A 17078-nucleotide genomic window follows, 5' to 3' on the forward strand; every position below is an offset into this window, starting at 1 on the left:
ATGGACACACCCCACCTCGCCGACCTCGGCCCGGAAGAGCGGGCACGTCTCCTCGAACGCGCGCGTGCGGCCGGGATCAGAAGGACCCGGCCCGCCCCGGCGATCACCCCGCGCACGGACACCGGCCCGGTGCCGCTGTCGGCGGCGCAGGAGCGCATGTGGTTCCTGTCCCGGCTGGACGGGGGCGGCGCCGCCTACCACGTCACCACCCGGCTGCGGCTGCCGGCGCCGGTCGACACCGGCGCCCTGCGCCGGGCCCTGGACCGGCTGGTGGCCCGGCACGAGTCGCTGCGCACCACCTTCCACGAGGCCGACGGCGAGATCGTCCAGGTCGTCGCGGCCGAGGGCCGCTTCCCGCTGGAGACCACCGACGGGCCGGACCCGGGAGCCCCCGCCCCCCAGGAGCCGTTCGACCTGACGACGGGACCCCTGATCCGGGGCGTCCTCACCCGGCGGTCCGACGGCAGTGCGCTGCTCGCCCTGACCACCCACCACATCGTGGTCGACGGCTGGTCGATGACGCTCCTCGTCCGCGAACTCGGGGCACTCCACGACGCCTTCCGCGCGGGCCGCCCCGACCCCCTGCCCCCGGTGCCGCTCCAGTACGCCGACTACGCGGTGTGGCAGCGGCAGTGGCTGACCGCCGAACGCCTGCGGGCCCAGGCCGACCACTGGCGCGACCACCTCGCCGGCGCCCCCGCCCTCTGCGAGGTCCCCACCGACCGGCCCCGCCCGGACCGCCAGGACCACACCGGCGGACTCGTCCGCTGCGCACTCGACCCCGACCTCACCGAACGGCTGCGCGCCCTGGCGAAGCGGCACGACACCACCCTCTTCGTCACCCTGCTGGCCGCCTGGGGAGCCGTCCTGGCCCGGCTCTCGGGACAGGACGAGGTGGTGGTGGGGACCCCGACCGCCAACCGGGGCCACGCGGGCACCGAAGGCGTCGTCGGTCTCTTCGTCAACACCCTCGCCCTGCGTCTCGACACCTCCGGCGACCCGTCCGTGGGGGAGTGGCTGCGCCGGGTCAAGGAGGCCACCCTCACCGCGCTCGCCCACCAGGATCTGCCGTTCGAGCAGGTGGTGGACGTCGTACGGCCCACGCGCAGCCTCGCCCACAGCCCCCTGTTCCAGATGTTCTTCGCCTGGCAGGACGCGGAGGAACGGCTGCTCCAGAGCCCGCAGGACCTTCAGGACGCGCAGGACCCCCACGGCACCGAGGCCGGCACCGTCGCCAAGTTCGACCTCATGCTGAAGCTGTCCGACGCGGGCACCACCGTCGAGGGCGGCGTCGAGTACGCCCGCGCGCTCTACGACCCGGCCACCGTCGAACGCCACATCGGGCACTGGCGCACCCTGCTCGCGGGCATGGCCGACGACGACACCCGCCCCCTCGCCGCCCTGCCCCTGCTCCCGCCGGACGAACGCGCCCTGGTCCTCGACCGGTGGAACGCCACCGACTCCCCCTTCCCCGACGACCGCTGCGTCCACGAGGTCTTCGAGGAGCACGCCGCCCGCACCCCCGGGGCGACCGCCCTGGTCCGGGGAGAGGAGCGGATCACCTACGCCGAACTCAACACCCGGGCCAACCGGCTGGCCCACCGGCTGCGCGCCCTCGGGGTCCGCCCCGACGACCGGGTCGCCGTCCTCCTCGACCGGGGCGCCGACATGACCGCCGCCGTCCTCGCCGTCCTCAAGGCCGGGGGCGCCTATGTGCCGCTGGACCCCGGCTACCCCGCCGGACGGCTCGCCGCGATGGTCGCCGACAGCAGGCCCGTCGCCGCGCTCACCGGCCCCACCCCGCCCGCCGGACTCCTCGACGGCGTATCGACCGTGGACGTCACTGCCGTCACCGCCGTCACCGCCGAAGCCCCCGGCACCGCCGCGACCGCCGGGGACGAGGCGAACCCGCCCCGCGCCGGACTCCGCCCCGACCACCTCGCCTACGTCATCTACACCTCGGGCTCCACTGGCACGCCCAAGGGCGTCATGGTCCCCCACCGGGGCGTCGTCAACCTGGCCGCCTGGCAGCGGGACGCCTTCGGCCTCACCGGGCCCCGCCGCATCGCCCAGCTCTTCTCGTACAGCTTCGACGGCGCCGTCGGCGAGACCGTGATGGCCCTGCTCAACGGCGGCACCCTGGTCGTCCTCGAACAGAGTGACATCGAACCCGCCCGGCTGACCGCGGCCCTCGACCGGCACCGCGTCGACGTCCTCGTCTCCGTGCCCTCCCTGCTGCGGCAGATCGACCCCACCGGACTCGCCCACGGCGACGCCCTGACCGTGGTCTCCGTCGGCGAGGAGTGCACCCCGGACCTCGCCCGGCGCTGGGCCGGCTCCGTACGCTTCATGAACGGCTACGGACCCACCGAGTACACCGTCTACTCCCACCTCTGGCACGCGAGCCCCGGGGCCGTCGCCGGCCGCGACCGCATACCCGTCGGCACCGCCGTCCACAACACCCGCACCTATGTCCTCGACCCCGCCGGACACCCGCAGCCCGTCGGCGTCGCCGGCGAGATCCACCTCAGCGGCTCCGGCCTCGCGCGCGGCTACCTGGGCCGCCCCGACGCCACCGCCGACCGCTTCGTCCCCAACCCGTTCACCCTGGCCGGGGCCGTACACGAGCACGGCCCGCTGCACCGCGCCTCCGCCGCCGACGCCATCGACCGCTTCCTCGCCCGGCACACCCCCACGGCCGCCCCCGCCCCCGCCGAACGCGTCCTGCGCCCCGACGAGATCATCGCCCGTACGGACGGACTCGACGCCGACCTCGTCGCCGCCGTCCGCCGGTTCCTGGACCGGTACGGGTCCGACAGCGCCGCGTACGGCGGCTTCAGCCGGTACTTCCTCGAAGGCGCGAACGCCCGCTACGCCGCCGCCGGACTCGACGCCGACGTCCTGCGCACCCTGCTCGACGCCGGGCCCGACGGCCTCACCGGGCTGCGCGGGGCCGAACTCGGCTGCGGCAGCGGCGAGGTGCTGCGCACCCTGACCGCCCTGGGCGCCCACGTCACCGGCCTCGACCTCAGCCCCTTCTTCGTCCAGCGGCTGCGCCGCGAGGGGTACGACGTACGGCCCGCGAAGGTGGACGTACCCCCCGGGGAGAGCGCCGCCGAGTTCGGCATCCCCGAGGGCAGCCTCGACTTCGCCGTCAGCACCATGGTGCTCGACCGCGCCCACCGCCCCCGCGACCTCGTCGCCAACCTGCTCCGACTGCTCCGCCCCGGCGGCCGGTTCGCCCTCCAGACCACCCTGCCCGTGGTCCCCGTGGACGACGGAGACGTCACCGAACCCCTCGTCTACACCCCCGAGGACCACCGGATCACCCCCGGGCGGACCGCCGGCGAGGACCGGCTCGCCCTCGTCGCGCTGCTGCGCTCCCTGGGCGCCACCGGTATCGGGATCCGTACCCTGCCGTACGCCATCACCAGCAGCGACGGTGTCCAGCGGTACACCCTGTACAGCTTCACCGGCGCCCGGGGCGAGGTCACCCCCGCCGAGCGCGCCTACGACCTCATGTACCGCACCGGCGACCAGGGCCGGTGGCTGCCCGACGGCACCCTGGACTTCCTCGGCCGCCGCGACCACCAGGCCAAGGTGCGCGGCTTCCGGGTCGAGCCCGGCGAGATCGAGCACCGGCTCGCCTGCCACCCGGATGTGCGCGAGGCCGCCGTCGTGGCCCGGGGCGAACGGCTCGTCGCCTACGTCGTCACCGGTCGGAACCCGGCCGGCCCCGAGAGCGCCGGCGGCGCTGAGACCACCCCTGCCGGCCCCGAGACCACCCCTGCCGGTCCTGCCGGTCCCGAGGCCTTGCGGGCCCATGTCGCGGCCGCCCTCCCCGACCACATGGTCCCCGCCGCCTACGTCCGCCTCGACGCCCTGCCCCTGACCCCCAACGGCAAACTGGACCGGGCCGCGCTGCCCGAGCCCGGCGCCACCGCCTACGCCCGCCGCGCCTACCGGGCCCCCGAGGGGCAGACGGAGACCACCGTCGCCGCCCTCTGGGCCGACCTGCTCGGCGCCGGCCGCGTCGGCCGCGACGACGACTTCTTCGACCTCGGCGGACACTCCCTCGTCGCGGTCCGCGTCGTCGCCCGGCTGCGCTCCGCACTCGGCACCGAGGTCCCGCTGAGCGCCGTCTTCGCCGCGACCACCCTGGCCGCCTTCGCCGCCGCCGTCGACTCCGCCCGCCCCCGCGCCCTGCCGCCGATCACCCCCGCCGACCGCACCGGACCGGTGCCCGCGTCGGCGGAACAGCGCCGGCTCTGGCTGCTCTCCCACTGGGCGGGCGCGGGCGGCGCCTACCACATCCGGCACGCCCTGCGGCTCACCGGCGACCTCGACCGGAACGCGCTGCGCCGCGCGCTGGACCGGATCGTCGAACGCCACGACGTCCTGCGCACCACCTTCCACGACACCCCGGACGGGCCCGTGCAGCGGACCGGCGCCCCCACCGGCTTCGCCTGGGTGCCCGAAGAAGCCCTCGACGCCCCCTTCGACCTCGCCCGGGGCCCTCTGCTCCGGGGCAGCCTCACGCCGGACTCATCGGACTCATCGGACGCACCGGACGCACCGGACGGACCTGATACGGCGGGCGGGTGGACCCTCATCCTCGTCCTCCACCACATCGTCGCGGACGGCTGGTCCCTGCGGATCATCGGCCGCGAACTCACCGCCCTCTACACGGCCTTCTCCCGGGGCGAGCCCGACCCGCTGCCGCCGCTGCCCGTCCAGTACGCCGACTACGCCCGCTGGCAGCACGCCCGCCCCGACGCGGATCTCGCCCGGCAGGCCGAGTACTGGCGCACGGCGCTCGCCGGCGCGCCCGAGGTCTGGGCCCTGCCCACCGACCGGCCACGGCCCGCCCGGCAGGACTACGCCGGCGCCACCGTCACCTGCGACATCGACGCGGCGCTCACCGCCCGGCTCCAGGAGTTCAGCGCCCGCCACGGCGTCACCCTCTTCATGACCCTGCTGGCCGGCTGGGCCGCCACCCTGTGCCGGCTCTCCGGACAGCCCGAGGTGGTGATCGGCACCCCGGCGGCGACCCGGGGCCAGGCCGAGACCGAGGACCTGATCGGCTTCTTCGTCAACATGCTGCCGCTGCGCCTGGAGCCCGGGGCCGCGCCCACCGTACGGCACTGGCTGGCCCGGGTCCGGGACCGCGTGGTGTCCGCGCAGGCCCACCAGGACCTGCCCTTCGACCGGATCGTGGACCTCGTCGGGCCCACCCGCGACCCGGCCCACCACCCCCTCTTCCAGACCGGTTTCACCTGGCAGCCCGATGCGGACGAGCCCCCCGCGCTCCCCGGCCTCGCCGTCGCCGCCGTGCCAGGACCCGGCCACGGCACCTCGCGCTTCGACCTCACCCTCGCCCTGACCGGCACCGGCACCGGCACCGGCACCGGCACCGGCGACGGGCTGCGCGGTGCCGTCGAGTACGCCACCGCGCTCTTCGACGCCGACACCGTACGGCGCCTCACCGGACACTGGATCACCCTGCTGCGGGCGATGACCACCGAGGACACCGCCGACCCCACGACCCTGCCCCTCCTCACCCCGCCGGAGCGCGCCCGGCTGCTCGCCGGGGCCCACTCCCCGCACGGCCTGCCGCCCCGGTCCCGGATCGAGGAACTGGTCGCCGACCGGATCGCCCGCACCCCGCACGCCGTCGCCCTCGTCCACGGCGACCGCGAGGTGGACTACGCCGCGCTCGACGCCCTCGCCGACGGGCACGTCCGCGCCCTCGCCGCACACGGCGTGACGGCCGGCGACCGGGTCGCCCTCGTCCTGCCCCGCTCCGTGGAACTGGTCGCGCTCCAGCTCGCCGTCCTGCGCGCGGGCGCGGTCTACGTACCGATCGACCCCGCGCACCCGCTGCCGCGCCGCGAACTCATGGTCTCCGACAGCGGCGCCAGGGTGGTCGTCACCGAGGAGGGCTGGACCCGGACCGGCACGGACGCGGCCCCCCTGCCGCCCGGAGCCGCGTACATCATGTACACCTCCGGCTCCACCGGCACCCCCAAGGGCGTCATCGCCCCGCACGCGGGCGTCGGCCGCCTCGCCCTGGACAGCGGCTATCTCGACCTCACCGGGGACGACCGGGTCGCCTTCGCCGCGAACCCGGCCTTCGACGCCGCCACGATGGAGGTATGGGCGCCGCTCGTCACCGGCGGCCGGGCCGTCGTCGTCGACCAGGACGACCTGCTCGACCCCGACCGCTTCGCCCGCTGTCTCGACCGGCACGGCGTCACGGTCCTCTTCCTGACCACCAGCCTCTTCCACCGCTACGCCGAGGAGGCGGGCCCGGCCCTGGCCCGCCTGCGCCGGCTCCTCGTCGGCGGCGACATCCTCGATCCGGGCCTGCTCGCCCGCTTCCTGGACCGGCACCCGCCGGGCGGGTTCATCCATGTCTACGGACCCACGGAGACCACGACGTACGCCCTGGCCCACCGGGTCACGGGCACGTACCCGGCCACCGGCACGGGCGGGGGAGCCCGTCGCCTCCCGGGTGCGGACCCGGATCCCCGTACGGGAACGGGCACGGGCCCGGGTCCGGGTCCGGATGACCGCGTGGACACCGGAACGGCCCGGACCTCTGACGTCCGCCGAAGCGCGGTCGTGGCCCCGGAACCCCCTCATGTGCCGGACGCGGACCCGGGTTCCGGCGCGGCCACGGGCACGGCCTCGGGTACCGGGCAGGGTGCGGGTGGTCCCGGCGCCCACCGGGTCCCGGACGCGGACAGGGATCCCGGCGCGGCCATGGGCACGATGCCTGGTTCCCGTGGGGAGTCGGGTGCGGCTGCGCCATCCCACCGTGGCGCAGGCGATCCCGTCGCGCAGGCAGCGCCGGGCACGGGCAGGGACCCCGGTGCGGCCATGGGCACGACCCCGGAGTCCCACCACGGCGCGGGCGTTCCCGGCCCCCACGCGGTGCCGGACGCGGACCAGGACGCCCGCGTCGATACGGGCGCCGACGGGGATGCCCACCGGATCACCGGCCCGACGACCGGCGCCGGTGCGGCCACCGGCGCGGACCCGCACATCCGCCAGGCCGCCGGCCATGTCCACCGCGCGAACCCCGGCGCGGACCCCACCCGCAGGGTCCCCCTCGGGCGCCCCATCGCCCGTACCTCCGTCCATGTCCTCGACGACCGGCTCGAACCCGTCCCCACCGGCGTCACCGGCGAACTCGTCATCGGCGGCGACGGCGTCGCCCTCGGCTACCTCGGCCGGCCCGACGAGACGGCCGAACGGTTCGTCACCCTCTTCGGCGGGCCCCACTACCGCACCGGTGACCTCGGCCGGCGGCTGCCCGACGGCACCATCGAATTCCTCGGCCGACGCGACCAGCAGCTGAAGATCCGGGGCTTTCGGGTGGAGCCCGGTGAGATCGAGGCCCGGCTGACCGGGTGCCCCGGGGTGCGGGCCGCCGTCGTGGTCGCCCGGACCGACCAACACGGTGAGAAGCGGCTCGTCGCGTACTGCGCGGCCGACGCCCCGCTCGACCCCGCCGGCCTGCGCGCCCGGCTGGCGGCCGTCCTCCCCGACCACCAGGTGCCCGCCGCCTACGTCCGGCTCGACGCCCTGCCCCTGACCGCCCACGGCAAGCTCGACCGGGCCGCCCTCCCCGACCCGGGTGCCGCCTCGTTCGGCCGCCCCGATCACGAGCCCCCGGCGGGACCCGTCGAGGAACGGACCGCCGCCATCTGGGCGGACGTCCTCGGACAGGAACGGGTCGGCCGCCACGACGACTTCTTCGACCTCGGCGGCCACTCCCTGCTCGCCGTGCGGGTCCTGACCCGGCTGCGGGCCGCCCTCGGGGTCGACGTCGCCCTCGCGGAGCTGTTCGAGCGGCCCCGGCTCGCCGGATTCGCCGCCGCTGTCGCCGCCGCCCTGCCCGGCGCGAGCCCCGCCGTCACCTCCGCGCCCCGCCGGGACGGCGCCCCGCTCTCGTACGCCCAGCGCCGCATGTGGTTCCTCTCCCGGATCGACGACATGAGCCGGGCCTACCACATCCCCTTCGGCCTGCGGCTGACCGGCGCGCTCGACACCGGTGCGCTGCGCCGGGCGCTCGATGCGATCGTCGCCCGCCACGAGGTGCTGCGGACCACCGTCGCCCAGCGGGACGGCGAGCCCGTGCAGCGGATCGCGGAGCGGGCGGCGTTCGCCCTGGCCGAGCAGGTGCTGCCCACCGGCGGTGACCCCGCCGCCTCCGCCGCAGCCGTTGCCGCTGTCGCCGCCGAGGAGGCCGCCCGCCCCTTCGACCTGGCCACCGGGCCGCTGATCCGGGGCCGGCTGGTCCGTGTCGCCGACGAGGAGCACGCGCTGCTCGTCACCCTGCACCACATCGTCGGCGACGGCTGGTCGCTGCGGCTGTTCACCCGCGAACTCGCCGCGCTCTACGGGGCCTTCGCCGCCGGCCGCCCCGATCCGCTGCCGCCGCTCGCCGTGCAGTACGGCGACTACGCGGCCTGGCAGCGGGACCTGGCCGGCGCCCCGGCGGCCGCCGAGCGGGCCGCGTACTGGAGCGAGGCGCTGGCCGGCGCCCCCGAGCTGTGCGAACTCCCCACCGACCGGCCCCGGCCGGCCCGCCAGGACATCGCCGGCGGCGTTGTCGACTGCACCCTGGACGCGGCGCTCACCGCCCGGCTCAAGGAGTTCGGCGCCCGCCACGGCACCACCCTCTACATGACCCTCCTCGCGGGCTGGGCCGCCGTCGTGGCCCGGCTCTCCGGCCGGAGCGACGTCGTCATCGGCTCGCCCAGCGCCCACCGGGACCGGCGCGAGATCGAGGACCTGATCGGCTTCTTCGTCAACACCCTGCCGATCCGGCTGGACGCGTCCGGCGGCCGGTCCGTGGCCGACTGGCTGGCCCACGTCAAGGAACGGGTCCTCGCCGCCCAGGCCCACCAGGACGTCCCCTTCGAACGGGTGGTGGAGCTGGTGCGCCCGGAGCGGAGCCTCGCGTACACCCCCGTCGTCCAGGTCGTGTTCGTGTGGCAGGCGGCCACCGCCGACGGCTCCGCGCCGCCCGCCCTGCCCGGCCTCGGCACCTCGCTGCTGCCCGCCGCGCCCCACACCACCGCCCAGTTCGACCTGTCGCTGAAGCTCGCCGAGACCGTCACCGGGTCCGGGGCCGACTCCGTCACGGAGATCACCGGCGGCGCCGAGTACGCGTCCGCGCTCTTCGACGCGGCGACCGTCCGCCGCTACCTCGACCACTGGCGCACCCTGCTGGAGGCGATGACCGGCGGCGACGACACCACCGAAATCGGCGCGCTGCCCCTGCTCACCCCCGCCGGGCGGGAGCTGGCCACGGCCGCCGCCCGGGGCCCCGCCCCGGACCCGGCGGACGGCCCCCTCGCCCATGAACTCTTCACCGCGCAGGCCCGCCGCACCCCCGACGCGCCCGCCACCGACGGCCTGACCTATGCCGGACTCGACGCCTGGGCCAACCGGATCGCCCACCGGCTGCGGGCCCTCGGCACCGGCCCCGGCGACCTCGTCGCCCTCCACGCCCGCCGGGGCCCCGCCGTCCTCGCCGGCCTCCTGGGCGTCCTCAAGGCGGGTGCCGCGTACGTACCCCTCGATCCTTCCTACCCCCCGGCCCGGCTGGCGTTCCTCCTGCGCGACACCGCCCCCAGGGCCGTACTCCACGACGGGACCCCGCCCGGCGAACTGCCCGACGGCACCGTCCCGCTCGACCTGGCCGCCCAGGACGGACCCGACACCGAACCGCCCGCCACCGCCGGACCCGGCGACCTCGCCTACGTCCTGCACACCTCCGGCTCCACCGGCACCCCCAAGGGCGTCCTGGTCGAGCACCGGGGACTCGCCAACTATCTGCGCTGGGCGGCCCGCGCCTACCAGCCCGACGACGGCGCGATCGTCTCCTCGTCGCTGTCCTTCGACGCCACCGTCACCAGTCTGCTCGTCCCCCTGCTCCGGGGCGGCCGGATCCGCTTCGTCCCCGAGGGCGCCGAGGTCGACGGCCTGCGCGCGCTGCTCGCCGAGCCCGGCACCCGCAGCCTGCTGAAGATCACGCCCGCCCATCTGGACGCGCTCGGCCGGCTGGTCATCGCCGACGGCGGACCCGTCCACACCGGGACCGTCGTCGTCGGCGGGGAGGCCCTGCCGCCCGCCACCGTCGCCCTGTGGCACCGGATCGACCCGGCCGTACGGATCGTCAACGAGTACGGGCCCACCGAGACCGTCGTCGGCTGCGTGGCGCACGAGGTCACCGCCGCCGACACCGACCCCGACCGTCCCGTCCCCGTCGGCCAGCCCATCGACGGCACCGCCCTGTACGTCCTGGACGAGCGCGGCGAGCCCGTGCCCCCGGGGGTGACGGGCGAGTTCCACATCGGCGGCGCCGGGGTCGCGCGCGGCTATCTGGGCCGTCCCGACCTCACCGCCGAACGGTTCGTGACGACGCCCTGGGGCCGGCTCTACCGCACCGGTGACCTCGGCCGGCTCCGGCCCGACGGGACGCTGGAGTACCTGGGCCGCGCCGACGACCAGATCAAGCTGCGCGGCCACCGGATCGAGCCGGGCGAGGTGGAGGCGCACCTGCTCGACCTCCCCGGGGTGCGGACCGCGTGCGTCGCCGTCCGCGCCGACGCGGCGGGGGAGCGGCACCTCACCGCGTACTACACCACCGACACCACCGAAACGGATGTACGGGGGCAACTCGCCGCCCGGCTGCCGGAGCACCTGGTGCCGACGGCCTTCGTCCGGCTCGACGTGCTGCCGCTGACCGCGCATGGCAAGACCGACCGGGCCGCGCTGCCCGCGCTGGCCCCGGACGCCTTCGCCACCGGCCGGTACACCGCGCCCGAAGGACCGGTGGAGAGCGCGCTCGCGGAGATCTGGGCCGGGCTCCTCGGCCGCGACCGGGTGGGCCGGCACGACAACTTCTTCACGCTGGGCGGGCACTCGCTGCTCGCGGTCGCCCTGCTGGAGCGGATGCGGATACGGGGGCTCCTTGTGGACGTCGGCGCGGTGTTCACCGCCCCCGACCTCGCCGCCCTGGCCGCGCACACCACCCTGGAAGCACCCGAACCCGAACCCGTACCTGCCCCTGCCCCCGAACCCGTACCTGCCGTACCCGATCCTCTGGCGGCACTGCCCCCCGACCAGCGCGCCGCCGTCGAGGCAGCCGTCCCGGGCGGAGCGGCGAACGTCCAGGACGTGTATCCGCTGACCCCGCTCCAGGAAGGCGTCCTCTTCCACCACCTCCTCACCGGCGAGGACGAGGGCGACCCCTATCTCCTCACCGTCGGCATCGGCTTCGACAGCCGCGACCTCCTCGACCGCTGGCTCGCCGCCTTCCAAGCCGTGGCCGACCGCCACGACATCCTGCGCACCGCCGTCCTGTGGGAAGGACTCCCGGCACCCGTGCAGGTGGTCTGGCGCAGCGCCCCGCTGCCCGTCACCGAGGTCGATGATCTCGACCCGGCCGGCGGGCCCGCCCTGGAGCAGCTGCGCCGGCGGTACGACCCCCGCCGCCACCGGCTCGACGTCCGGCGCGCGCCCCTGCTGCGCTTCTATACCGCCGCCGACGGGGACCGCTGGTCGCTGCTGATGGTCAGCCACCACCTGATGGACGACAACACCACCTTCAAGGCCGTCTTCGCGGAGATCCAGGCGTATCTGCACGGCCGCGAGGACACCCTGCCCGCCCCCGTCCCGTTCCGTGATTTCGTGGAGCAGGCGCGTGGCAGCGCCGACACCGACGCGGCCACCCGCTTCTTCACCGGCATGCTCGCCGATGTCACCGAGGCCACCACCCCGTACGGTCTCACCGGCGCCGACGGCGACGGCCGGGCGGTGACCGAGCACACCGTGCACCTCGACGCGCCGCTCGCCGCCCGGGTCCGGGAGACCGCGCGCACCTGCGGCGTCAGCGCCGCCGCCGTCTTCCATCTGGCGTGGGCGCAGGTGCTGGCCCGGGTCACCGGCCGCGACGACGTCGTCTTCGGCACCGTGCTCTTCGGCCGGATGAGCGGCGCCGAGCGGGCCGTCGGCCCCACCATCAACACCCTCCCGCTCCGGGTCCGCGTCGACGGCACGGACGTACGGTCCGCGCTGCGCTCCTGCCACAGGCTCCTCGCCGAACTCATCGGCCACGAGCACGTTCCCCTCGCCCTCGCCCAGCGGTGCAGCGGGGTGCCCGCCCCGGCTCCGCTCTTCACCGCCCTGCTCAACTACCGCCACTCCGGTGCCCCCGCGCCCCGCGCGGCCTGGCCCGGCATCCACTGGGAGCACGCCGAGGAACGCACCAACTATCCGCTGATGCTCGCCGTGGACGACCTCGGTACGGGTTTCGACCTCACCGTCCAGGCCGCCGCACCCGTCGGCCCGGCGGACGTGGCCGCCCTCGCGGCACACGCCGTCACCGTCCTGACCGACGCCCTCGAAGGCGCCCCCGGCCGCGCCGTGGACGAGCTGGACGTCCTGCCGCCGGCCGCCCGCGCCGCCGTGTTCGACGCCGGCCGGGGCGCCGAGGCCGGCTACCCCGAGGTCTGTCTGCACGAACTGGTCGAGGCGCAGGTGCGGCGGACCCCCGGCGCGGTCGCCGTCGTCGGCGAGGAGACCCTGACCTACGCGGAACTCGACGCGCGCGCCGGATACGTCGCCGCCCGTCTCGCCGCCGCAGGGGTCCGGCCCGACGACCGGGTCGGCGTGCACGCCGAGCGGGCAACCGCCCTGGTCACCGCCCTGCTCGGGGTCCTCAAGGCGGGCGCCGCCTATGTGCCGCTCGACCCCGAAGACCCGGCGGATCGGCTGGCGTTCCTCGTCCGCGACAGCGCCCCCGCCGCCGTCCTCACCGACCGGGACGCCCCCGCCGGCTGCTCCGGGATCCCGGTGCTCGACCTGCGGGAGACGGGCACGGCGTCCCACACCCCGACCCCGGTCCGGCCCGACCACCTCGCCTATGTGATCCACACCTCCGGCTCCACCGGGCGGCCCAAGGGCGTCATGGTCGAGCACCGCTCCATCGTCAACCGGCTGCTGTGGATGCAGGACACCTACGGTCTCCGCGCCGACGACGCCGTGCTCCAGAAGACCCCGTACGGGTTCGACGTCTCCGTCTGGGAATTCTTCTGGCCGCTCATCACCGGGGCCCGGCTGGTACTGGCCAGGCCCGGCGGCCACCGGGACCCCGAGTACCTGGCCGACCTCGTACGCAGCGAACGGATCACCACGATCCACTTCGTTCCGTCGATGCTGGGCGCCTTCCTCGGCCACCCGGCGGCCGCGCGGTGCACCGGGCTGCGGCTGCTGCTGTGCAGCGGCGAAGTCCTCACCGACGCGCTCGCCGAACGGACCCACCGGACCCTGCCCGGGGCGGCCCTGCACAACCTGTACGGCCCCACCGAGGCCGCCGTCGACGTCAGCGCCACGCCCTGCCCGCCCGGCCGGCCGGTCACCATCGGCCGCCCGGTCGCCAACACCCGGCTGTACGTGGTGGACCGGCGCGGCCGGCCCGCCCCCGCCGGCGCCCCCGGCGAGCTGTGGATCGCGGGCGTCCAGGTCGCCCGGGGGTATCTGGGCCGCCCGGAGCTGACCGCCGAACGGTTCACCGACGACCCCTTCCGGCCCGGCCGCGTCTACCGCACCGGCGACCTGGCCCGCTGGCGGCCCGACGGCACCCTGGAGTACCTGGGCCGCGACGACCACCAGGTCAAGGTGCGCGGCTTCCGGGTGGAGCCCGGCGAGGTCGAGGCCGCGCTGACCGCGCTCCCCGACGTGGGGGAGGCCGTGGTCACCGCCGTCGACGGGGCGCTCGTCGCCTACGTCACCGGCACCGCCGAACCCGCCGCGCTGCGGGCCGCGCTGGCCGGGCACCTCCCCGAGCACCTGGTGCCCGCCGCCTACGTCCGCCTCGACGCGCTGCCGCTCACCCCGAGCGGCAAGACGGACCGCGCGGCGCTCCCCGCCCCCGGCGGCGAAGCCCTGGTACGCGGCGCCTACGCACCGCCCAGCGGCACGGTCGAGACGACGGTCGCCGCGATCTGGGCCGAGCTGCTGGGAGCCGAACGGGTCGGCCGCCACGACAACTTCTTCGACCTGGGCGGCCACTCCCTGCTCGCGGTCACCCTGATGGAGCGGCTGCGCCGGGCGGGTCTGCCCACCGACGTCCGCACCCTCTACCGGGCCCCCACCCTCGCCGCGCTGGCCCTCGCGCTCGGCACCCCCGCCGACGCGCCGGTGATCCCGCCCAACCTCATCCCGGACCCGAACCACACCGATCCAGGCACCGATTCCGGTACCGCTTCCGGCACTGTGGAGCTGACGCTGTGACCGCTGTGACCCTCGACGACCTGCTGACCGAACTCGGCGCGCTCGGCGTCGAACTGCGCCGCGAGGGCGACGCGCTCAAGGTCCGCGGCCCCGCACCCGGCCCCGCACTCGTCGCCGCCCTGCGGGAGCACAAGACCGCGCTCCTCGGCCGGCTGGACGACCAGTGGTGGGCGCCGCCCCGGCGGATCACCCCCGCGATGCTGCCCCTCGTCGCCCTGGAACAGCGGCACATCGACGCCGTCGTCGCCACCGTCGACGGCGGGGCGGCCCAGGTGCAGGACATCTATCCGCTGGCACCGCTCCAGGAAGGGGTCCTGTTCCACCATCTGACGTCCGGCGCCGCCGACCCCTATCTGATGAGCCTCGCCTACGCCTGCGACACCCGCGAACGGCTCGACGCCTTCCTCGCCGCCCTCCAGGCCGTCGTGGACCGCCACGACATCCTGCGGACCGCCGTGGTGTGGGAGGGACTGCCGGAGCCGGTGCAGGTGGTGTGGCGGAGCGTCACCCTGCCCGTCACCGAGATCACCGCCGGCCCCCGGGCGGCGGCCGGCGAAGACCGGGCGGCCCGGGTGCGTGCCCTGGCCGACCCCCGCCGGCTGCGGCTCGACCCGCGCCGCGCCCCCCTCGCCCAGGTCGTCGTCGCCCCCGACGGCGATCCCGGCAGAGAAGACGGCTGGCTCGCCGTGCTGCTGCTGCACCACCTCGTCGCCGACCATGTGACCCTGGAGGTCGTCCACCAGGAGATCGGCGCCCACCTCGCCGGGACCGCCGACCGGCTCCCCGTCCCCGTACCGTTCCGCACGTTCGTCGCCCGGGTCAGGCTCACCGCCGACACCGCCGCCCACGAGGCGTTCTTCACCACCATGCTGGGCGGCACCGACGAGCCCACCGCGCCTTACGGCCTGCTCCGGGCCGGCGGCGACGGCACCCGGGTCACCGAGGCCCGCCGCCGCGTGGACCCCGATGTCGCGGCGAGGCTGCGGGAACGGGCCCGTACCCTCGGCGTCAGCACCGCCGCCCTCGCCCACCTGGCCTGGGCCCAGGTCCTCGCCCGCCTCACCGGACGCGACGACGTCGTCTTCGGCACCGTCCTCTCCGGCCGTCTCGCCGCCTCCGGCGACGGCGCCGACCGCGCCGTCGGACCGTTCATCAACACCCTGCCCCTGCGGGTGGACACCGCGCCGGACCCCTCCACCGCCGCCCGCGCCACCCACCGGCTCCTCACCGGACTCCTCGCCCACGAACACGCCTCGCTCGCCCTCGCCCAGCGGTGCGGCGCCGTCCCCGCGCCCGCCCCCCTCTTCACCACCCTGCTCAACTACCGCTACTCCGCCCCCGCCCAGGACCACCCCTGGCCCGGAATCCGCCCCGTCCACGGCGAGGAACGCACCAACTACCCGCTGACCCTGTCCGTGGACGACCTCGGCACCGGCTTCGGCCTCACCGTGCAGGCCACCGCGCCCCTCGACCCCGAACGGATCCGCGACTACGCCCACGCGGCGCTCGCCGCCGTCGCCGACCCCGCCGCGTACCCCGCCGACATCCTCCCGCCGGACGAACTCCACACCCTCGTCCACGGGTTCAACCCGGCCCCCGTGCCCGTGCCCGAACCCCTGGTGCACGAACGGATCGCGGCCCACGCCGCCGACACCCCCGACGCGCCCGCCGTGGTACACGGCGACACCCGCCTCACCTACGGCGAACTCGACCGGCGCGCCAACCGCCTCGCCCACTACCTCCGAGCGCTCGGCGTCCGCCCCGACGACCGCGTCGGCGTCCGCCTCGACCGGGGCACCGACATGATCGTCGCGCTGCTCGCCGTCCTCAAGGCCGGCGGCGGCTACGTCCCCCTGGACCCCGCGTACCCGCCCGCCCGGCTCGCCTGGATCACCGCCGACACCGCGCCCGTCGCCGTCGTGGACGACGCCCTGCTCGCCGACGCCGACCTCGCACGCCGGCCGGACCACGCGCCCGCCCGCGACGGGCTGCTCCCCGGCCACCTCGCCTACGTCATCCACACCTCCGGCTCCACCGGCCGGCCCAAGGGCGTCATGGTCGAGCACGCCCAGCTCCGACACTCCACCCACGCCCGGAACCTGGCCTACCCGCACGTCCGCCGCTTCCTGCTGCTGTCCTCCCTGTCCTTCGACAGCTCCGTCGCCGGCGTCTTCGGCACTCTCACCCAGGGCGCGACCCTGGTCATCGCCACCGACCCCCGCGACCCCCGGGCCGTCGCCGCCGACATCGCCCGCCACGACATCGACACCCTGCTCTGCGTCCCCTCCCTGCACCGCGCCCTCCTGGACGAACCCGACCTGGCGACCCGGGGCCGATGTCTGCGCACCGTCGTCGTCGCCGGCGAGGTCTGCCCGCCGGACCTCGTCACCGACTCGGCCGCGCTCCTGCCCGATGTCGCCGTCGTCAACGAGTACGGGCCCACCGAGGCCACCGTCTGGGCCACCGCCCACCTCTGCGTCCCCGACGGCGCCCCCGTTCCGATCGGCACGCCCGTCGCCAACACCCGGGTGTACGTGCTCGACCAGCGGGGCCGCCCCGCGCCCACCGGCGTCGCGGGCGAACTCGTCATCGGCGGCCCCGGAGTCGCCCGCGGCTATCTCGGCGGGCCCGCCCTCACCGCCGAACGGTTCGCCCCCGACCCCTTCGTCCCCGGCGCACGCGTGTACCGCACCGGCGACCGGGCCCGCCACCGCGCCGACGGCACCCTGGAATTCCTCGGCCGCCTCGACCACCAGGTCAAGATC

General features: G+C 75.9%; 2 protein-coding genes (1 of these 2 only partly in view). Both read left to right on the forward strand.

The features are described 5' to 3' along the window. Positions 1 to 14313 (forward strand): non-ribosomal peptide synthetase, encoded by a 14313-nt coding sequence (locus tag SYYSPA8_RS00625; RefSeq protein WP_323444866.1) that lies wholly within the window; start codon positions 1 to 3, stop codon positions 14311 to 14313. Further along, positions 14310 to 17078 carry the start of a non-ribosomal peptide synthetase gene (locus SYYSPA8_RS00630; protein WP_323444867.1) on the forward strand. 9720 nt of this gene lie beyond the right edge of the window, so the window shows 2769 of its 12489 coding nt (coding positions 1-2769); the start codon lies at positions 14310 to 14312; the stop codon falls past the right edge of the window. The genes SYYSPA8_RS00625 and SYYSPA8_RS00630 overlap by 4 nt, the downstream gene beginning before the upstream one ends.

The sequence above is a fragment of the Streptomyces yaizuensis genome, assembly GCF_034961445.1.
GTDB classification, from domain to species: Bacteria; Actinomycetota; Actinomycetes; order Streptomycetales; family Streptomycetaceae; genus Streptomyces; species Streptomyces yaizuensis.